Origin of the sequence: Polaribacter sp. Q13 (assembly GCF_016858305.2) — a bacterium.
GTDB lineage: Bacteria > Bacteroidota > Bacteroidia > Flavobacteriales > Flavobacteriaceae > Polaribacter.
The window spans coordinates 254,912-275,262 of sequence record NZ_CP074436.1 but is presented as its reverse complement, the minus strand read 5'-3'; the positions used below and the strand labels follow the sequence as shown (position 1 = coordinate 275,262).

The window sequence follows — 20,351 nt, the reverse complement described above, 5'->3', positions numbered from 1 at the left end:
ATTTTGACAAAACAACTCATCATTTCGGCACCAAGTAGCAATGCAGGTAAAACAACACTTACTTTAGGATTACTGCGTTTATTCAAAAATAAAAACATTACGATACAACCTTTTAAAGTTGGTCCAGATTATATAGATCCTAAATTTCATCAATTGGCTTGTAAAAAAGTGGGGGTAAATTTAGATTTATTTATGATGTCTCAAGATGAGATAAACACCTGTTTAAACTTCTACGGCAAAGAGGCTAAAATTAATTGCATAGAAGGTGTAATGGGCTTGTTTGATGGTGCTAAAAAAGATAAAGGTAGTACGGCTGAAATGGCTAAAAAGCTAAAGACACCTGTTTTACTAGTAATTGATGCCAAAGCTGTTGCCTATTCTGTTGCACCACTTATTCAGGGTTTTGTAAATTTTGATAAAGAAGTAGAAATAATGGGCGTTGTCTTTAACCGTGTAGGATCGGAAAAACATTACGATATGCTTAAAGAAGCTTGTGATGATATTAATGTACGTTGTTTTGGGTATTTATCTAACTTAAAGGACATTGAAATTCCGTCGAGACATTTAGGATTAAATATACAGGAAATAGAAAAGTTTGATATTGTTATTGATAAAATTGCAAACGAACTAGACAAAACAGTAGATTGGCAAGCTATTTTAGAAGCTTCTAAAGTTATTGAGCCAAGTGTTATTTTATCAACAGAAAAAACAACAGCATCCAAAAAAATAAAATTTGCAGTGGCTAAAGACGCAGCTTTTAATTTTATATATCCGCAGAACATTGGTGCCATGGAAACATTAGGAGAAGTGGTGTTTTTTAGCCCAATAACTGATGTGAAAATTCCTGATTGTGATTTTATCTATTTCCCAGGCGGATACCCGGAAATGTATTTGAAGGAATTGTCTAGCAATACAGAAATGCTGAAAAGCATTAAAGAATTCGCACAAAATGACGGTAAAATTTACGCCGAATGTGGCGGAATGATGTATTTAGGAAAAGCTATTATTTCAGAAAATAACGAAGCTTTCAAAATGGTGAATTATTTCGATTTTGAATCTTCAATAGCCGATAAAAAACTGCATTTAGGTTACCGAACATCTAAAGTAAATGAACATATTTTTAAAGGGCACGAGTTTCATTATTCAACCTTAATACATGATCATGAAAGTACTGTTAACGCCACAATTACAAATGCAAGAGGTGGTGATACAACTACCAAAATTTATAAAAAAAATAAAGTAATGGGTTCTTATGTGCATCACTATTTTGGTACACCCGAAAAACTTTTACAATTAATAAACGAACTAAATAACAACATATGAAAATTTACACAAGAAAAGGAGATAAAGGTACCACTGGAGTTTTTGGAGGGAAAAGAGAATTTAAAAACTCTGCAAGAATTGAATGTATAGGAACCTTAGACGAGGTAAATTCTACCATTGGTTTAATGCGTACTAAGCTAGGTAACGAACACGAATGGCAACCAAATTTGCATCGCATTCAAAAAGATATGATGAATATGATGTCTCACTTGGCAAGACCGTCTGATTCTAAAAAAGAAAACCCGAATCCGGAACCGAAAGATGGCGCAGATTTTTGTGAGGTTTGGATGGACAAAATGGAAGCAAATATTAGTTCTCCATCAGACTATTTTTTATTGCCTGGAGGAAATGAAATATCGGCACTTTGCCACGTTTGTAGAACACAAATGCGCAGAGGAGAAAGACAATTGGTTACCTTAATGCAAGAAGACCCAGAATGTGTTCACGATTACATTATGAGTTATGTTAATAGGCTATCTGATTTGTTTTTTACCATGGCAAGAGCAGAAATGGACAAGCATGGTGTTGCCGAAGAAAAATGGAATTTATTCTTATATAAAAGAAAAAAGAAAGTAGTAAAAGATTAAAGTAAACTTAGAATAATAACAATTTAATAAATATTAATTTAAAAACAATCATTATGCACATCGAACCAGGAATCGTAGATTCAGCAAAAATTGGACTTTCATACGCAACAGCAGCAGTCACAATTTTCGGAGTAGCTAAATCATCTTTTAGCAACATCAAAAAAAACAATCCTTTAACTTTTTTAGTCAAATCTATTGCTACAACAGCTTTAGTATTTACATTTTTTCAAGTATTACCACATTATTCAGTAGGAGTTTCTGAAGTTCACTTTATTTTAGGATCAACATTATTTTTACTCTTTGGCCTCGCACCTGCTAGTATTGGGCTCGCACTTGGTTTATTAATTCAAGGAGTATTCTTTGCACAAATTGATTTACCTCAATATGGAATGAACATCACCACCTTACTTGTTCCATTAATGGCACTTTCTTATATTGCTGATAAAGTTATCAAAAAAGATACACCATACATCCAATTAAAATATGCGCAAGTTTTAAAACTTTCATTAGTTTATCAAGCAGGTATTGTAGGTTGGGTTACATTTTGGGCAATTTATGGTCAAGGTTTTGCAACAGAAAACTTAGTAAGCATCGCTAGTTTTGGTAGTGTTTATATGTTAGTTGTACTAATTGAGCCATTAATAGATTTAGGTGTATTAGCGGCAGCAAAATACTTAACAGGTAAACTTAAAGAAAGTAACTTTTTAGAGAAGAGACTTTACAATACTGTACAAGCATAAAAATAACTTCCTGAAAACTATCAAACTAAAAAAAATATAAAAATGAATACAAAAATACCAATTACTATTGTTACCGGATTTTTAGGCGTAGGAAAAACGACCTTAGTACATAATATGCTAAAGAATGCCAACGGAAAACGCATTGCTGTTTTGGTGAATGAATTTGGAGAAGTAGATGTGGACGGACAATTAATAGCTTCATCTGAATGTGGTGATGAAGGCTGTAATTTAATTCAATTACCAAACGGATGTATTTGTTGTACGGTACAAGAAGAATTTTTACCCTCTATGTTACAATTATTAGAGCGCAAAGAAGAAATTGATCATATTGTGATAGAAACGTCTGGTTTATCGATGCCAAAACCTTTGGTAAAAGCAGTAAATTGGCCAGATTTAAAACCTCATATTACTATAGATTCTGTAATTACAGTAGTAGATGCAGTAGGAATTGCAACCGGAGAAATTTGCGATAGAGAACGGGTGCAAGTACAACGTTTAGCGGATGATTCTTTAGACCATGAAACACCTATTGAAGAGTTGTTTTTAGATCAATTAGGTTGTGCAGATTTGGTTTTAGTAAGCAAAAGAGATTTGATTGATGATGAGAAGTTTGATGAAGTTACTAAAATAATTACCGATAAAGCAAGACCAAACACCAAGATTATTCCGGTAATAAATGGTGAATTAGATAATGCTTTATTACTAGGAGTGGAAGCTTCTGCAGAGGATGATGTAGATAACCGTCATTCTATTCACGAAGAGCACCATAAATCTGGAAACCACCACCACCACAACGATGATATTAAAACAGTTTTATTAGAGTATACCGAAACTGCGGATATTAAAGTTTTAGTGAAAGATTTAAAAAAGCTTGTAGAAGACAACGAGATTTATAGAATTAAAGGTTTTGTAAATATCCCGAACAAGCCAATGCGCATGGTACTGCAAGGTGTTGGTAGTCGTTTCGATTATTATTTTGAAAGACCTTGGGGAGAAAATGAAGCACGCAAAACAAGTTTAGTGGTTATTGGTAAAAATATAGAATTGACTAAAAATAACGAAGTGCATACGCATGCTCATAGTCATGATCACGGACATTCTCACGCTCATTCTCATTAAACGATGACACACATTTTTACTACAAAAAAACTAGAGAAGATTATCAACAAGAAAATTGAAAACAGCGATTTAGTCGATGAGCATATTCTTGGAAATTGGAATGCAAATGTTTTTTATGTTGCTAAAAAGAAGTGTTTACTTTTTGTAAATTCTGAAACCTTTTTTTCTGTCGTTATTCCACGTTTTTCAATGAAAGATATTGACAAGTTAGACGCGTTATTTCTGGATAGTTTTTATAATCAATTGTTATTTGAAAAAATAACGGTTGATTATAAAAATATTCTTGATAAAATTGGTGAAGTAACGTTTCATTCCACAAATAATAACAGAAAAACCATTGGTGTTCTTACCTATAATATAGAGAAATTGAACTATTTTAAATATGACTATCCTGTTTTTAATGCTTCTGTAATTAGAGAAATGACCCAAAAATTGAACAGAACTCCTTTTAAACAATTAGGTTGGAAAACGCCTAATGAAGAAATGATTTCTTTATTAACGAAGCATACACAAATAATCTAAAAAAATTATAACAACGTGCATTTAATTTCTACCATACCAGGCGGCTGGAATCCTAACGATGAAGGTGTTTTTTATATAGATCAATCTCCGGGAGACATTGTTTTTTTGTCTTCGGCAGATTCCGATTTATTTATGATGAATAACGCCTACAAGTTAATTTATAACTCCGTAGAAAAAGCACCTTCTTTTCGGTTTGCAAATCTTAGTTATTTTAAGCAAGAATTAACGATAGACACCTATGTAGATGAAGTTATTTCTGCTGCAAAAATTGTAGTACTTAAACTTTTAGGCGGAAAAGCCTATTACAATTATCTTTGTGAATCAATTACAGAATGTTGCGAAGAAAACAATATTCAGTTGGTGTTTTTACCTGGTGATAACAAACCAGATTTAGAGTTGATGCAATCTTCTAACATTCCGTTAAAGGATGTCGATTTAATTTGGAAATATATACAAGCTGGTGGTTTAGAAAACTGTAAAGCATCTTTGCAATTAATTAGTAACAAAATTACAGATACAACCGTAATTCCGGATGCTATAAAAACCATTCCCGATTTATTTTTATATCACCCAAAAGAAGGAATTTATACTTCATCAACAGAAAATAAAGAAAAAAAACAAGCTATTATTTTTGGGTATAGAAGTTATTATTTATCTAATAATTTAGCTCCTATACATAGTATTATTGATGCTTTAGAACAACAAGGAATTTCTGCAATTGCATTAATGGCGGCTGGATATCGAGAACATGATATTCAGCAACAAATTTTTAATTTACTAAAAGCGCATCAAACAGAAAAACCCCAAGTTATTATTAATACGACAGGGTTTAGTGTGCAAGGATTTAATGATACTACACAGAGCTTGTTCGATGTTTTTAATGTACCCGCTATACAAGCAATTATGGGAAGTTGCAATCGTGAAAGTTGGCTAGAAGGAAGTTTTGGTTTGCCTCCTACCGATATTGCCATGAATATTGCGTTGCCAGAGGTGGATGGAAAAATTATATCGAAAGTAATTTCGTTTAAGGAATCGGTAGAAAAAGATGCTTTAACAGATTCTGAAGTGGTTTCTTATGTCCCTAATATAGAAGGCTGTGAGTTTGTTGCGCAAATGGCTAAAGCGTGGATTAACTTACAGTATAAAAAAAATGCTGATAAGAAAATTGCATTGGTTTTACCTAATTATCCAAATAACAATAGTCGTTTGGCAAATGGTGTTGGGTTAGATACGCCACAAAGTACCTTGCAAATTTTAGCACAATTGGCAGCTGAAAATTATGCCCTTGCGGCCGATTATCCTAAAACGACCAAAGAACTTATACATAAATTAACCAATTCTGTTACCAACGATTTAGAAACGATAAATACTTTAAATGAACGCCACTCTATTAAATTAGACGAAGCTATTTTTTATAAGTACTACAATCAGCTTTCTAAAACACTTAAAGATACAGTAGAAGCACAATGGGGAAACCCAAAAGATTCGCCAAACTATAAAGAAGGTTCTTTTTTAATTCCGGGTTTTATTTCTGATAATGTGTTGGTAAGTATTCAGCCAAGTAGAGGTTATAATTTAGATTTACAAGCCAGTTATCACTCGCCAGACTTACCTCCTCCTCCAGCCTATTTAGCCTATTATATTTGGTTGCAACATAGTTTTAAAGCAGATGCTTTAGTGCATATTGGTAAGCACGGAAATTTAGAATGGTTGCCTGGAAAAAGTGTGGCTTTGAGTAAAGAAACGTGTTTTCCTGCGGCTATTTTAGGCGCTATTCCTCATTTTTATCCGTTTATTATTAATGATCCAGGAGAAGGAACACAAGCTAAAAGAAGAAACCAAGCAATTATATTAGACCATTTAATTCCGCCAATGACACGCGCAGAGAATTATGGCGATTTACTAAAACTAGAACTGTTAATTGATGAGTTTTACGAGTCGGCTTTGGTTGATAAAAGAAGAGCCTCTTTAATTAAAACAAAGATTGAAACGCTGGTAAATGAAACCCATCTTAAATCTGATTTAAACCAAGATGGTAAAGATATTGATGCTTTATTAGAAGTGATTGACGGTTATTTATGTGAACTGAAAGAATCGCAAATTAGAGGTGGATTACATATTTTAGGGAAACTACCAAGAGAAGAAAAATTAATAGATTTAATTGTTGCTTTGCATCGTTTGCCACAAGGCGATTTAAAAGGAATTACACAGAGTTTGGCTGAAGATTTACAACTCGATTTTGATCCTATAAATGTTGTCTACTCAGATAAACTTGAAAAAGACATTTTTGAAATTTCCTGCAGAACTTACGGACAAGCAGTTGAGTTATTAGAAAACAAAGCGAAGAACCTTGTAACGCAATTATTTAACAACGATGTAATTGAGAATATTGGACAATACACCAATCAAATATTAAACTATATACAACAACATACAGTACCCGTTTTAGAAAAAACAAGTAATGAAATCACCCATTTAATTAAAGGTTTAAACGGGCAATACATACCTGCCGGAGGTTCTGGCGCTCCTACAAGAGGTCGTTTAGATATTTTACCTACGGGACGAAATTTTTATTCTGTTGATGTACGTACTGTTCCTTCTGAAACCGCATACCAATTAGGACAAAAAAGTGCTCAGAATATTATTGATCGTTATTTACAAGAAAACGGAGAATACCCTACTTCTATTGGTTTATCAGTTTGGGGTACTTCTACCATGCGAACCAGTGGCGATGATATTGCCCAAGCATTGGCCTTAATTGGTGTAATACCCGTTTGGCAAGGAAGCAACCGAAGAGTAAAAGATTTTAAAGTACTATCTACCTTAGAATTGAGAAGACCTAGAGTAGATGTAATGTTGCGTATTTCTGGTTTTTTTAGGGATGCTTTTCCTGATTTAATTTCTCTCTTTAATGCCGCTGTAGAAAAAGTAGCTACGCTAGATGAAACCGATGAACAAAACCCTATAAAAAAACGTTTTGATGAAGAAAAACTGCAATGGCAAGAAGAAGGTTTAGATGAAAAACAAGCCAATGAAAGAGCTTTGTATCGAGTATTCGGTTCGAAACCTGGTGCGTATGGTGCAGGTTTACAAGGTTTAATTGATGGAAAAAACTGGACAACTTCAGATGATTTAGCGCAAGCGTATATCAATTGGAGTGGTTATGCGTATTACGGAAAAGACAATAGTGGAAAATCTGCACATGAAACGTTTAAAAAACGATTATCTAATATTGAAGTGGTGATGCAAAATCAAGATAATAGAGAGCATGATATTTTAGATTCTGATGATTATTATCAGTTTCAAGGAGGAATGACGGCAGCCGTAAATACTATAAAAGGATCTCAACCAGAAACGTATTTTGGAGATCATTCTAGACCTGATAATCCGAAGGTGAAATCTTTAAAAGAAGAATTATTAAAAGTTTTTCGCTCTAGGGTTGTAAACCCAAAATGGATGCAAGGGATGCAAGAACATGGGTATAAAGGTGCTTTTGAAATGGCTGCCACCATGGATTATTTGTTTGCTTATGATGCCACCACCAATTTAATAGAAGATTTTATGTACGAACAAATTACAGATTCTTATTTGTTTGACGAGGATAACCAAGCTTTTATAGAAGAACACAATCCTTGGGCCTTAAAAGATATGTCTGAGCGTATGCTGGAAGCGATTCAAAGAGGGATGTGGGAAAATCCGTCCGAAGAAACTATTGAAGAATTAAAAGAAATTTATAAAAAATCTGATAACATAACAGAATAAAATGAAAACATTTAAGATTCAATCACCTGACCAGGCTATTGTAGCTCCTTTAACCAATAAAATAAATAAAAAAACAAAACCCGTTGGTTCTCTAGCAGATTTAGAGGGTATCGCTATAAAAATAGGTACTATCCAACAAACGTTATCTCCTAGATTAAGTAAACCAACAATTGTGTTATTTGCAGCCGATCATGGTATTGCAGAAGATAATGTTGTAAACCCTAATCCGCAAGAAGTTACTTGGCAAATGGTTTATAATTTTATAAAAGGTGGAGCAGGAATTAATGTGTTTACAGACCAACATAATATTGATTTAAAAATTGTTGATTCAGGTGTAAAATATGATTTCGAAAATTGTGAAGGACTTATTCATGAAAAAATAGCTTTAGGCACAAAAAATTACTTGCATGGACCCGCAATGACAAAAGAGCAATGTGATACGTGTATTGAGAAAGGAGCTGAAATAGTTGCAAATATTCATGCTGAAGGTTCTAATATTATTGGTTTTGGAGAAATGGGTATTGGTAACACAAGTTCTTCATCTTTGTTAATGAGTACCTTTTTAAACATACCCATTGAAGATTGTGTTGGTAAAGGTGCTGGATTACAGAATGTTGGAGTTCAAAATAAAAAGAGAGTACTTAGAGCTGTTATAAATAAACACAGTTCGGTATCATCACCAGAAGAAGTTTTACAAACATTTGGTGGTTTTGAAATAGCAATGATAACAGGTGCTATATTGCAAGCTGCTGAATTAAAAATGATTGTATTAATTGATGGATTTATCATAACAGCGGCTTTATTAGCGGCTTCAAAAATAAATCCGGAAGTGGTTGATTATTGTATTTTTTCACATACTTCGGGAGAATCAGGTCATCAAAAATTATTAGAATATTTTAGAGCAAAACCTTTATTAAATTTAGGTTTAAGATTAGGGGAAGGTACAGGTGCTGCGATTGCGTATCCTTTAGTACAATCTGCTGTAAATATTGTAAATAATTTATCTAGTTTTGATCATGCAAACGTAAATGACAAAGTAAATTAATGAAAAAAGAAATTCACATATTCTTTACCGCATTAATGTTTTACACAAGAATTCCTATTCCTAAAAGCATTCTATTTAAAAAAGAATATTCTAAAGCGTCAATCAAATATTTACCGCTAATAGGCTTATTGGTTGGCGGACTTTCTGCTCTAATATTAAATTTATCACTACTTGTTTTACCTGTTTCTATTGCTCTAATTATCTCTATGATTACTGGTTTGTTACTAACAGGTGGATTTCATGAAGATGGTTTGGCAGATACTGTTGATCGTTTTGGAGGAGGATGGAACAAAGAAAAAATTCTTCTAATTATGAAGGATAGTACTATTGGAGCTTATGGAGCAATCGCTTTAGTAATGGCACTTTTGTTGAAATATCAATTATTAGTAGCTTTGGTAGATTTATCGATAGCAAACGGAATTAATACTCCATATTTTATGCTATTTATTTTGCTTTCGGGTCATAGTCTTAGTAGAGTTCTAGCCATTAGTGTAATGATTACGCATTCCTATGCTCGTATAAATGATGACTCTTCAAAATTAAAATCGATAACAACTGATATCTTAAAATGGACAAGTCCGGCATTTATTTTATCAAGTGTTTTTGCTTTATTTCCGTTATTTTTATTTCAATCACCTTATGTCTTTTTATTACTTATTCCCATTTATTTGGTAAGAGTACTGCTAACTAGGTTTTTTAATAAATGGATTAATGGTTATACAGGTGATTGCTTAGGATCCATTCAACAAATTTGTGAAATTATATTTTATTTAAGTATACTAATACTATGGAAATATATTTAATTAGGCACACCACGCCTCTTATAGAAAAAGGGGTTTGTTATGGGGTTAGTGATATCCCCTTAAAGGACACTTTCTTATTAGAAGCAGAAAAGGTTTTGAGTCAGATTCCTACTCGTTTTGATAAAGTGTATTCTAGTCCTTTGCAACGTTGCAAACAATTAGCTCAAGTTATTACTGATGATATTACATTCGATAACCGTTTAATGGAACTTAATTTTGGTTCTTGGGAACTTAAAAAATGGGACGAAATACCTAATAATGAAATACAACCTTGGTACGATGATTGGGTACATGCATCTACCCTAAACGGTGAGTCTTACCAAGATTTACAACACCGAGCAATATCATTTGTAGAAGACCTTCCTAAAAACTATGATAGCATTGCTATTGTTACACATTCGGGTGTATTGAGAACTTTATGGGCATATTTTAACAACATAGATTTAAAAGATTCTTTTGATGCGCTAGTTATTGATTATGGTGCTGTCTTAAAAATAATTTATTAGGGATAGATATTTTAAATCTAAAATTACAATATATTCAAAATATTATTTTTTTCGTAAAAATATACTGATTGAATGTAGTTATGTAAATACATAGACATCCTTTTATAATATTAACGTTTTGTATTATTTCTTTGGTTTACCTCCTAAAACGTCATCTTTACCATCAGAATCCACAGACTCTAGTATTTATTTCAGTAACAACATTAAAAAAAAAAAAAAACAACACACCATTTTATAGATTACATCAATTTTATTTTAACTTTAGCTAATTTTAATTATTTTCTGGCCTATGGGAATAACATCTTGTATTGCAATAAAAGAAGAATTTACTAGTTTAGAAGAAGCCTTTAAGAATTCAACATATTTTAAAGTTTGTCAAGATATTGAAGGTTTACTCTTATTAAAACTAGAAAAATTTAAACATCAATTAGATTTGGAAGCCTACCTAGGAGTGGGAATTCTACCTTAAAAAGATGAATAAAGCAATATAAAACATTTAGAACAAAATTTATAGGAGATAGAAACATAGAATTCATCCTTTTTAGAATTACTATTATTTATGCATAATTAGATAACCCCACAACTTTTGGATTTGATCCTATAGTTATAAAAACAACTAAGCCTCTATTACAATCTATTTAATAAATCAGCTTTCTTATTTTCGAACTCTTCAACAGAAAGAATTCCTTTGTCTTTTAAACCAGCTAACTTTTCAATTTTTCCAAAAATATCTTCTTCGAAAGCAGAATTGTTCATGTTATTATTTGGCTGCATTGGAGCTTCCATAATAGGTGCAATTGGCGTTTCAATTATATTATTTTGTACTTCATTATTTTGAATTGGCGCTGATTGTTGTGGTTTATTTCCTCCAGAGATAATAGGTAAAGCATTTAAATCTACATTACCATATTGACTTGTAAAAGAAACCGAATAATTTCCTCCTTGTTGCTGTCCTACTCCACCAATATTATGATCTAACGTATCAAAAATGGTTACTTTACCATTTTGCTGAATTGCCAAACGGTGTATGTTATTAAAAATAGCATAACTTGTATCATTTTGACTACCGGTAGAATTAGGAAAACCTAAATCTCCCCACCAATTTCCAGAAAAACCACCTTGTCCGTTTTCTGTCTTAGGTAAAGGTTTGTATTGGATAGCTCCTTGATGAATTAAGTTAGATAAATCTACACAAAGTCCGTCTACCAAATATTTAAGATTATTGTTAAACATATCTCCAACCATGGTCATACCACCTTGCATCCATTGTCCACCACCACCTAATTCAGCGATATTAAATTGAGCCATAGTACCATTACTATTCATAAGACAATATGTTAAATCTTTAGCCGCATTTGTACTTATTCCATATTTATTGGCTACGTTTACTATGTTCTGAAAACTAGCATCTGTGAATATTGCATTCATAATTTTAAGTGATGTATTTCTTTATTCTGTCAAGAATAAATATTGGTTTAACAATTTTATACAAAGGTAGACTATAGTACTACGATTAAGTCTGTTTAATGTAGAATATTTAATAGAATTATGAATCTAGTTATTTCATAATAAATAGATTAACTCTAAAAACTAATATTTCATAATTTCATAAAAATATATTCTAAAAATTGACTATTTTTTAATTTTAACTACTGTAATTGATAAAACAACATATAATTAAAATGATGCAAACTTTAGCTACTTTGTACTTGTAAAAGAAGATGGAATTTTAATTTAGTTTTTAAAATAATAAATTCACTTTTTATTTAAAATTCAACTTTAATTAGTCTAAAATCTATCTAAAAAAGAAATTAAGATTGTAATGGGATTTCTGGTAATTTATTTTTAAAACTCGGTGCATTGTCTCTATAAGACACCAATTTCTTTTTAGAAACAAGTACTATTAAATCTTCGCTTAAGGTAAATAAACAGCCTGTTCTAAAAGTTTCTAATAATAGTTTTTCTAGTTCTACAGTTAGTTCATCCAAAGAAAATTGTTTAAACTCATTCTCTTCTGCATGTCTATATTTCAATTCAAAAACCTCATTACCATCAACCTTAAATAAACGCACATATACATTTAACAAGCCTTCACTTTTTCGCATCGGTTTGCTTAATGTAAGTTTTACAAACTCATTATTGGTTAGGCTACGTTGTAATGTTTCAAAAAAAACTTTAAATTCACTCATAGAACAAAGATAAAAAAAGCTCAAGTTTTAAACTTGAGCTTTTCTAAAAATATTATTAATTTAAAACACTGAAAAAAAGTTCAGTATAAAAATTATCCTTTAAAAACAATCTTACGCATACGTAAGCTTTCTGGAGTAACTTCTAAATACTCATCTTCTTTAATGTATTCCATATTTTCTTCTAAAGAAAAATCTACTTTCGGTGCAATTTTCATAGCTTCATCTGTACCAGATTTACGCATGTTTGTTAATTGCTTTCCTTTAATTAAGTTTACAGCCATATCATCAGATTTACTGTTTTCTCCAATTACTTGACCAATATAAATCTCTTGATTGATATCAATAAAGAAACGACCTCTATCTTGTAAACGGTTTAATGCATATGCAGTTGCTTTACCAGCAGCAGAAGAAACGATAGCTCCTTTTACTTCTTCAGTAAAATCTCCTTTATAAGGACCATATTCAGAAAAACGGTGATTAATAATTGCTGTACCTGCAGTTGCTGTTAAAATTTTATTTCTTAAACCAATCAATCCACGAGATGGAATTGTAAATTCTAAGTGTTGCAAATCTCCTTTAGGTTCCATTATTAACATATCTCCTTTTCTAAGAGATACTAAGTTAATAGCTTTAGAAGCCATGTCTTCTGGTACATCAATAGACAATGTTTCCATTGGTTCATGTTTCTTACCATCTACCATTTTTATAATTACTTGTGGACGTCCCACTTGTAATTCATAACCTTCTCTACGCATTGTTTCGATTAATACAGATAAGTGTAAAACTCCACGTCCAAAAACGTTGAATTTATCTTCACTATCAGTAGTTTCTACTTTTAATGCAAGGTTTTTTTCTAATTCTTTAAATAAACGATCTCTTAAGTGACGAGATGTTACATATTTACCTTCTTTACCAAAGAAAGGAGAGTTGTTAATAGTAAACAACATACTCATAGTAGGTTGATCTATTTCTGTTCTTGGTAATGCTTCTGGGTTTTCTAAATCTGCAATTGTATCACCAATTTCAAATCCCTCAATACCTGTAATAGCACAAATATCTCCACAAGGTACTTTTTCTACCTGTAGTTTACCCATTCCTTCGAATACGTGTAATTCTTTAATTCTTACTTTTTTAGTAGAACCATCTGCTTTACACAACATGTAATCTTTACCTACTTCTAAGTCACCTCTAAAAACACGTCCAATAGCAATTCTACCTGTAAAAGCAGAAAAATCTAAAGAAGTAATTTGCATTTGTGGTGTACCTGCATTGTACTTCGTTTCTGGAATAGATTCTAAAACAGCATCCAATAAAGGAATAATGTTATCAGTTTCATTTCTCCAATCAGTACTCATCCAGTTGTTCTTTGCAGAACCATAAACAGTAGCAAAGTCTAATTGCTCTTCTGTTGCTTCTAACGCAAACATTAAATCGAAAACTTTTTCATGAACGATGTCAGGAGTACAGTTTTCTTTATCTACTTTATTTACAACAACAATAGGAGTTAATCCTAATTCTAAGGCTTTACCTAATACAAAACGAGTTTGTGGCATTGGCCCTTCAAAAGCATCAACTAATAATAAAACACCATCAGCCATTTTTAATACACGCTCTACTTCACCACCAAAATCCGCGTGACCAGGAGTATCAATTACGTTAATTTTTGTGTCTTTGTAGTGTACCGATACATTTTTAGAAAGAATAGTAATTCCTCTTTCTCTTTCTAAATCGTTACTATCTAACAATAAATCTGTACGAACTTTACGATCGTCTAAGATTTTTGCTTGATCTATAATTTTATCTACTAACGTTGTCTTACCGTGATCGACATGGGCTATAATAGCGATATTTCTAATTGGTTGCATTTATGTATTCTTAAATTTCGTGCAAAAGTAGTGTTTTTAGTTTAAAGAATTGACGCATTATAAAAAACTTTAACTATCTCAAAGTTAAAAAAGTATCTCATAATTAATTTTTACTAAAAATTAACTAGAAACAACCACCCTTTAAATTTAATATTTTAGGCTTATAATTATTATTGAATAAAATATTAATTGCCTTCTTACTTCGCACTCCAGACTTACAGTACACTACTAAATCTTTATGCTGATTCACCTCATCAAGACGTTCCAACAACTCGTCTAAAGGAATGTGTTGCCCTCCAATATGATGGCCTTCTCTTTCCCAAGTTTCGCGAACATCTAATAAATTATATTTTTCTTTATTTTTTTCGAGTTCTTCTATAGTAATTTCTTCTGATGATACAATTCCGCAGAAAAAATCATAATCAGCTTCTAAAACAGTAATTTCTAAAGTAGTGTCTTTTTCAAAATTTAAAATTGTTTGATTCATTTGTAAAGAATCATAAATCAATAATTTATTGGCAAGCACCGCTCCTATTCCGCAAATAATTTTAATCGTTTCATTGGCTTGTAAACTTCCTATAATTCCGGGTAAAACGCCTAAAACGCCAATTTCTGAACAATTTGGAGATTCATCTAGTTTTGGTGGCGTTGGATACAAACATCTATACGTTCCGCTTCCTTGATAGTTAAAAACACTCACCTGACCTTCAAATTTAAATATAGATCCGTAAACTAATGGTTTGTTTGTAATTACGGCCGCATCATTTACCAAATAACGCGTCGAAAAATTATCGCTTCCGTCTACAATAATATCATAATTAGTGAATAATAAAATGGCATTTTCTCTGGTTAATTTCTCATTATAAACATCAAATTTCACAAACGGATTTAACCTTGACAATCGTTTTGCAGCAGTTTTAGATTTTGAAATACCAATATCATCTATCGTATATAAAATCTGACGTTGTAAATTACTTTGATCTACCACATCGTCATCAATAATACCAATCGTTCCAACTCCTGCAGCGGTTAAATATTGTAAAACAGGGCAACCTAATCCGCCAGCTCCAATAACCAAAACTTTGGCTTGTTTTAGTTTTAACTGCCCTTCTTCTCCTATTTTATCTAGAATTAAATGTCGATTGTATTGTTTTTTTTCTTCGGATGTTAGCATGATAAATCTAATTTAAAGCATTAATTTCATAATTGATAATTGATCACTGATAAATGATTATTGATCATTGATTACCTAAAATGTTCCCAATCTTTCCAAACCACTTCTAAATCTTGATTTTTTAGCATTTGTACCACCTCAGCAGTACTTCTTTCATCAGAAATTTCAAACTGTTCTAAAGATTGTGGTGCTACCGAATACCCTCCAGGATTTGTTTTAGATTCTGCACTAATAGAAGTAATTCCTAAATTGACAATATGATTTCTAAAAACTTCACTTTCCCTGGTAGACATTGATAACTCTATGTCTTCGTCAAACAAACGAAACGCACAAATAAGTTGTACCAAGTCCGAATCTGTCATTTCTACTTTTGGCTCTAATCCGCCAGAATGCGGACGCAATCTGGGAAAAGAAATGGAATACTTTGTCTTCCAATACGTTTTCTGTAAATATTTTAAATGCAAAGCGGTAAAAAAGCTATCGGCACGCCAATCTTCTAATCCGAATAAAGCGCCCAAACCAATCTTATGAATTCCTGCTTTTCCTAATCTATCTGGTGTATCTAATCGATAATCGAAATTAGATTTTTTTCCCTTCGGATGATGTTTCTTGTACTCGTCTCTATGATACGTTTCTTGATACACCAAAACCGCATACAAGCCGTTTTCCACCAACAACTCATATTCATCTTGGTCTAAAGGCTGTACTTCAATCGTAATATTCGAAAACTGAGAACGGATTAATTGAATAGCATTCTTAATATATGCTACTCCTACCGTTTTATTCGCTTCTCCAGTTACCAACAAAATATGATCGTAGCCTTTGGCTTTTAAAAAAGCGACTTCCTTTAAAATTTCTGCATCTGTTAGCGTCCGTCTCGGAATTTTATTCGTCATACTAAAACCACAATACGTACAAATATTCTGACATTCGTTACTCAAATACATTGGCACATACATCTGCATCGTATTTCCGAAACGTTTTTTAGTCAACAGTTGACTTTTATATGCCATTTCTTCTAAAAATGGTTTTGCGGCAGGAGAAATTAAGGCTTTAAAATCTTCTAAATCCAGCTTATCTTTTGCCAACGCTTGTTCTACCTCAACAGCTGTTTTATCGAAAATACTTTTTAGGCTAAAATCCCAATTATAGGTATCGAAAAGTTCTTTAAAATGACTCATACTTTAATTTAAAAAACTAGTTAACGGACTGCTTGCAATGGCCATTTCACTTCTTGGAGCCAATTTTGCTTCGTATGCTATTCTACCCGCTTCCACTGCCATTTTAAATGCTTTTGCCATGGCAACAGGGTTTTGAGAAACTGCAATTGCCGTATTTACCAAAACAGCATCTGCGCCTAATTCCATCGCATACGCTGCGTGAGACGGTGCGCCAATACCAGCATCTACAATTACAGGCACGTTAGATTGTTCTATTATAATGTCTAAAAAATCGACCGTTTTTAAACCTTTGTTACTTCCAATTGGCGCACCTAAAGGCATTACACATTGTACTCCAACATCTTCTAAACGCTTACATAAAACTGGGTCTGCATGAATATATGGCATCACCACAAAACCTAATTTCACCAATTCTTCTGCCGCTTTTAAAGTTTCTATTGGGTCTGGTAATAAATATCTTGGATCTGGGTGAATTTCTAATTTTACCCAATTCGTTTCTAAAGCTTCCCTAGATAATTCGGCCGCAAAAACAGCTTCTTTGGCAGTTCTTACTCCAGATGTATTTGGCAACAAATTAATACGTTTATGATTCAAATGAGATAAAATATCATCTTCTTCATTTGCAACATCTACCCTTTTTAAAGCCACTGTTATCAACTCACTTTCGGAAGCCAATACTGCTTCTTTCATTAACTGAGATGAACTAAATTTCCCTGTTCCTGTAAATAAACGAGAGGTAAATTCTTTGTCTGCTATTTTTAATTTTTGACTCATTATATGTTTTTTTTGATTTGACATCACGTCGAGCAAAGTTTAAACCTAGTTCATCTTATAAAATCCCTAACCTATAAACCTTGTTCTAGTTGACATCTCTCTTTCTCAATTTAAAATTTCTTGAAATTCAGCAATACTGCTAACTTCTTTTGTTATTTCTCCAGAAACTGCAACTCCGTAAATTCCTGTGTTTATTATTTCGGAGACATCTTTTAATGTAATTCCGCCAATTGCAATTATTGGTGTTTCCGTTTGTAATTCTTTTACTATTTTTCTGTAGCCTAAAACACCTAAAACCGGACTTAAATTCTTTTTGGTTTCTGTAAATCGATAAGGACCTAAACCAATATAATCTACTTTTTTGTCAAGTAAACTGTTACAATCTTCAGCTGTATTTGCAGTTCCTCCAATTATAAAAGATGCACCTAAATAGGTACGAACCACTAACGGACATTCATCACTTTTACCTAAATGCACTCCGTCTGCTTTTACAGCTTTCGCAATTTTGTAATGATCGTTTATAATTAGTTTTGCATTAAAACTATTTGTTATTTCTCTTGCCTTTTGAGCCGTTTCTAAAATGGTTTCAACATCACAATTTTTTAAACGTAATTGCACCCAATCTGCCCCAGAAACACATGCTTTTTGTAGGTTTTCTAAATGAGTTTCGGGCGTTTCTCCTTGTGATATATATTGTAATTTACTAATCATTTTTGTTGATAATTATGTGTTCCTAATAAGGACTCGTTAGAACTTAAAAACTGTTCTGTGTACAATTTTGTATTTCTACAAGCGTCTTCTAAAGGAATCTCTTTCACTAAATTTGCTGCTAAAGCGGATGATAAAACACAACCACTTCCGTGTTTTTCATAAATGGGTTTTGTGGTGATTGGAGGAATATTTAGTTTTACAATTTTACTGTAATACACTTCGTCCCAACCTTTTTTGTCCGTTCTATGTCCGCCTTTTAAGTAGATATTTGTTCTTTCTGCGATAAACTCTATGGTTTGTTCTATGCTTTTATCTGGAAACAATGCTTTTATTTCATCATAATTTGGCGTTATAAAATCGCAATTTTCTAATACTTTTTCAAAAGTTTCTAGATCTTGTATGCTATGAAATTTAAAACCCGCACTTGCTTTTAAAATAGGATCTAAAACTATTTTAATCTCCGGATTTAACTTTTTTAAAGCTTGAATAACTTCTAACAAAATTTTCCAAGATTTAATGATTCCGATTTTTACAACAGGAATATAAAAGCGTTTAAAAAGTTGTTTTACTTGACTTAATATCACTTTTTTCTCTATCCAAACACAGTCTGTAAACTCAATATCATTCTGAACCGTAACTGCAGTACACACCGATAATCCGTATAGATTATGCGCTTCAAATGTCTTCATATCTGATGTAATTCCCGCTCCACTCGAAGGATCTAAACCTGCAATGGTTAATATGTAGTTTTTTTGATTCAAATTTTATTTATTTCTTTTAAATTCTTTCTTCTTTTTGAAAACAAATTCGTGTTTTACAAACGTGTTCTCGATACATTTTTATTTCCTTATCACTTCATAAAAACACTCGAACTGACAAGAGTTTTATCCATTGTAATTGTCATTTCGAAAACAAAGGACGTGGCAATCTTATACTTAATAACCTTTCCCACTCCTCAAACCTAAATAACTCTTAACTTACGTAGTTCTCGACTGTGCTACCATTGACCTTTTCCATACAAAAAAATTACAAATCAACTAGTTATTATTATTATTATTATTTCAAATTACAAAAAAAGCTCCACAAACCTGTCACTTCGACCTTTTGGGAGAAGTCTCATAAAGAGGAGAACGTAAAATTGAGCAATAATATGTGATTTCTCCCTTTGGTCGAAATGACAAAACTGCACGTCATTATTTCCGTTTGATATTTTTTTATCTGATACCTCAAATTAACATGATAATCGTATTAATTTGCTGTACATACTTGATAAGCACGTTTTATATTGATAAAACTCTCAACCGGGTTTTCTGCATTCCAAACGCCTCCTAAAACTCCAATTCCTTTAAAACCTAATTGTATAGTTTGTGCTATGGTATCTGTATTAATTCCGCCCATTCCAATAATGGTTTTATTAATATGATTCACATCAAAACCTTTGCCTTCATAGCCTTCTTTAGAAATAGAAGAAAAAACAGGGCTCAATAAATGGTAATCAAATTCGAAATAACAATCTTTTAAAACTTTGGGTTCATGAAAAGAAGAACTAATTGTTTTTCCATACATGTTTAGATTTTTAAAATACTCACTCGGATCATCGATATGATCTATTCTTTTTTGTTCCTGAAAATGGATTCCTTTTAAATTAAACTCATTTATCAACTCATGATGATAATGCACTACAATTCTATTGTGAAATTCTTTATCTACCTGATTTAAATACGCGACGTGTTCTTCGTAATTTTTAGCAGGTTTTCTAAAATGATACACCATTAAACCTTCTTTAAATAATTGGTTTAGTGTCTCTATTTCGTTTGGGATATCGTTTTCTGGTGAGATAAGAATTATCATAGTGTTTTTAGTTTTTGAAATTAAAAGATAAGATTACTTCGTCGTACCTCCTCGTAATGACGATAACTTTCACCTTCTCGTAATTACAGTTGCTTTGGTTTTTGAGTTAGGGATTGCAGTGGCATCCTTTTGCTTTTTCAGCAAAAGATATAACGGAAAGCCCGCCCACGCTTTTTTCTAAGCGTGGGAACTTCCTAAT

19 protein-coding genes are annotated in these 20,351 nt (G+C 32.2%); 10 read left to right on the top strand and 9 right to left on the bottom strand.

Going from position 1 to position 20,351, the window contains the following annotated elements; all coding sequences use genetic code 11:
• Positions 1-3: 3 nt before the first annotated feature.
• From JOP69_RS01250 to JOP69_RS01205, 10 genes are all read left to right on the top strand, one after another.
• Positions 4-1,323, top strand: coding sequence for a cobyrinate a,c-diamide synthase (locus JOP69_RS01250; RefSeq protein ID WP_203393752.1), 1,320 nt, complete (start codon positions 4-6; stop codon positions 1,321-1,323).
• On the top strand, positions 1,320-1,910 hold the full coding sequence (locus JOP69_RS01245) for a cob(I)yrinic acid a,c-diamide adenosyltransferase (RefSeq protein WP_203393751.1): 591 nt from the start codon (positions 1,320-1,322) through the stop codon (positions 1,908-1,910). Before JOP69_RS01250 ends, JOP69_RS01245 begins: the two co-directional genes overlap by 4 nt.
• Positions 1,911-1,963: 53 nt before the next feature.
• Entirely contained in the window at positions 1,964-2,650 is a 687-nt protein-coding gene (locus JOP69_RS01240) for an energy-coupling factor ABC transporter permease (protein ID WP_203393750.1), read from the top strand.
• Positions 2,651-2,692: 42 nt separating this feature from the next.
• A complete protein-coding gene (cobW, locus tag JOP69_RS01235) occupies positions 2,693-3,769 on the top strand; it encodes a cobalamin biosynthesis protein CobW (RefSeq protein ID WP_203393749.1) in 1,077 nt (358 codons plus the stop codon).
• A 3-nt stretch (positions 3,770-3,772) separates the two neighbouring features.
• Complete coding sequence (locus tag JOP69_RS01230) at positions 3,773-4,291, top strand: hypothetical protein (RefSeq protein ID WP_203393748.1); 519 nt, start codon at positions 3,773-3,775, stop codon at positions 4,289-4,291.
• Positions 4,292-4,306: 15 nt separating this feature from the next.
• Entirely contained in the window at positions 4,307-8,053 is a 3,747-nt protein-coding gene (cobN, locus tag JOP69_RS01225) for a cobaltochelatase subunit CobN (RefSeq protein WP_203393747.1), read from the top strand.
• A gap of 1 nt (position 8,054) precedes the next feature.
• Positions 8,055-9,098 (top strand): nicotinate-nucleotide--dimethylbenzimidazole phosphoribosyltransferase, encoded by a 1,044-nt coding sequence (gene cobT, locus JOP69_RS01220; protein WP_203393746.1) that lies wholly within the window; start codon positions 8,055-8,057, stop codon positions 9,096-9,098.
• Positions 9,098-9,901, top strand: coding sequence for an adenosylcobinamide-GDP ribazoletransferase (locus JOP69_RS01215; RefSeq protein WP_203393745.1), 804 nt, complete (start codon positions 9,098-9,100; stop codon positions 9,899-9,901). Before cobT ends, JOP69_RS01215 begins: the two co-directional genes overlap by 1 nt.
• On the top strand, positions 9,886-10,407 hold the full coding sequence (gene cobC, locus JOP69_RS01210; RefSeq protein WP_203393744.1) for an alpha-ribazole phosphatase: 522 nt from the start codon (positions 9,886-9,888) through the stop codon (positions 10,405-10,407). The genes JOP69_RS01215 and cobC overlap by 16 nt, the downstream gene beginning before the upstream one ends.
• 289 nt (positions 10,408-10,696) lie before the next feature.
• Positions 10,697-10,876: a hypothetical protein gene (locus tag JOP69_RS01205; protein WP_203393743.1), complete on the top strand. Its 180-nt coding sequence runs from the start codon at positions 10,697-10,699 to the stop codon at positions 10,874-10,876.
• 158 nt (positions 10,877-11,034) lie between these two features.
• On the opposite strand, the gene JOP69_RS01200 is transcribed toward JOP69_RS01205, so the two are convergent.
• The 9 genes from JOP69_RS01200 to JOP69_RS01160 all read right to left on the bottom strand — a co-directional run bounded on the left by JOP69_RS01200 (position 11,035) and on the right by JOP69_RS01160 (position 20,152).
• The gene (locus JOP69_RS01200) at positions 11,035-11,835 is read right to left on the bottom strand and encodes an SHOCT domain-containing protein (protein ID WP_203393742.1); all 801 of its coding nucleotides are present in this window, start codon (positions 11,833-11,835) and stop codon (positions 11,035-11,037) included.
• 383 nt (positions 11,836-12,218) lie between these two features.
• Positions 12,219-12,596, bottom strand: coding sequence for a hypothetical protein (locus JOP69_RS01195; protein ID WP_203393741.1), 378 nt, complete (start codon positions 12,594-12,596; stop codon positions 12,219-12,221).
• Between the two features lie 92 nt (positions 12,597-12,688).
• Positions 12,689-14,461: a translational GTPase TypA gene (gene typA, locus JOP69_RS01190; protein ID WP_203393740.1), complete on the bottom strand. Its 1,773-nt coding sequence runs from the start codon at positions 14,459-14,461 to the stop codon at positions 12,689-12,691.
• A gap of 124 nt (positions 14,462-14,585) precedes the next feature.
• Entirely contained in the window at positions 14,586-15,638 is a 1,053-nt protein-coding gene (gene moeB, locus JOP69_RS01185) for a molybdopterin-synthase adenylyltransferase MoeB (RefSeq protein WP_203393856.1), read from the bottom strand.
• Between the two features lie 68 nt (positions 15,639-15,706).
• The gene (gene thiH / locus JOP69_RS01180; protein WP_203393739.1) at positions 15,707-16,816 is read right to left on the bottom strand and encodes a 2-iminoacetate synthase ThiH; all 1,110 of its coding nucleotides are present in this window, start codon (positions 16,814-16,816) and stop codon (positions 15,707-15,709) included.
• Positions 16,817-16,819: 3 nt separating this feature from the next.
• The gene (locus JOP69_RS01175; RefSeq protein ID WP_203393738.1) at positions 16,820-17,590 is read right to left on the bottom strand and encodes a thiazole synthase; all 771 of its coding nucleotides are present in this window, start codon (positions 17,588-17,590) and stop codon (positions 16,820-16,822) included.
• A gap of 105 nt (positions 17,591-17,695) precedes the next feature.
• The gene (gene thiE / locus JOP69_RS01170; RefSeq protein WP_203393737.1) at positions 17,696-18,301 is read right to left on the bottom strand and encodes a thiamine phosphate synthase; all 606 of its coding nucleotides are present in this window, start codon (positions 18,299-18,301) and stop codon (positions 17,696-17,698) included.
• Entirely contained in the window at positions 18,298-19,062 is a 765-nt protein-coding gene (locus tag JOP69_RS01165) for a hydroxymethylpyrimidine/phosphomethylpyrimidine kinase (RefSeq protein WP_203393736.1), read from the bottom strand. Before JOP69_RS01165 ends, thiE begins: the two co-directional genes overlap by 4 nt.
• A 487-nt stretch (positions 19,063-19,549) precedes the next feature.
• Positions 19,550-20,152, bottom strand: coding sequence for a thiamine phosphate synthase (locus JOP69_RS01160; RefSeq protein ID WP_203393735.1), 603 nt, complete (start codon positions 20,150-20,152; stop codon positions 19,550-19,552).
• Positions 20,153-20,351 lie beyond the last annotated feature (199 nt).

Coding starts and splice junctions, on each gene's coding strand:
- JOP69_RS01245 (WP_203393751.1), top strand. CDS start 1,320: ATGAAAATTTACACAAGAAAAGGAGATAAAGGTACCACTGGAGTTTTT.
- JOP69_RS01240 (WP_203393750.1), top strand. CDS start 1,964: ATGCACATCGAACCAGGAATCGTAGATTCAGCAAAAATTGGACTTTCA.
- cobW (WP_203393749.1), top strand. CDS start 2,693: ATGAATACAAAAATACCAATTACTATTGTTACCGGATTTTTAGGCGTA.
- JOP69_RS01230 (WP_203393748.1), top strand. CDS start 3,773: ATGACACACATTTTTACTACAAAAAAACTAGAGAAGATTATCAACAAG.
- cobT (WP_203393746.1), top strand. CDS start 8,055: ATGAAAACATTTAAGATTCAATCACCTGACCAGGCTATTGTAGCTCCT.
- JOP69_RS01215 (WP_203393745.1), top strand. CDS start 9,098: ATGAAAAAAGAAATTCACATATTCTTTACCGCATTAATGTTTTACACA.
- cobC (WP_203393744.1), top strand. CDS start 9,886: ATGGAAATATATTTAATTAGGCACACCACGCCTCTTATAGAAAAAGGG.
- JOP69_RS01205 (WP_203393743.1), top strand. CDS start 10,697: ATGGGAATAACATCTTGTATTGCAATAAAAGAAGAATTTACTAGTTTA.
- JOP69_RS01200 (WP_203393742.1), bottom strand. CDS start 11,835: ATGAATGCAATATTCACAGATGCTAGTTTTCAGAACATAGTAAACGTA.
- JOP69_RS01195 (WP_203393741.1), bottom strand. CDS start 12,596: ATGAGTGAATTTAAAGTTTTTTTTGAAACATTACAACGTAGCCTAACC.
- typA (WP_203393740.1), bottom strand. CDS start 14,461: ATGCAACCAATTAGAAATATCGCTATTATAGCCCATGTCGATCACGGT.
- thiH (WP_203393739.1), bottom strand. CDS start 16,816: ATGAGTCATTTTAAAGAACTTTTCGATACCTATAATTGGGATTTTAGC.
- JOP69_RS01175 (WP_203393738.1), bottom strand. CDS start 17,590: ATGAGTCAAAAATTAAAAATAGCAGACAAAGAATTTACCTCTCGTTTA.
- thiE (WP_203393737.1), bottom strand. CDS start 18,301: ATGATTAGTAAATTACAATATATATCACAAGGAGAAACGCCCGAAACT.
- JOP69_RS01160 (WP_203393735.1), bottom strand. CDS start 20,152: ATGATAATTCTTATCTCACCAGAAAACGATATCCCAAACGAAATAGAG.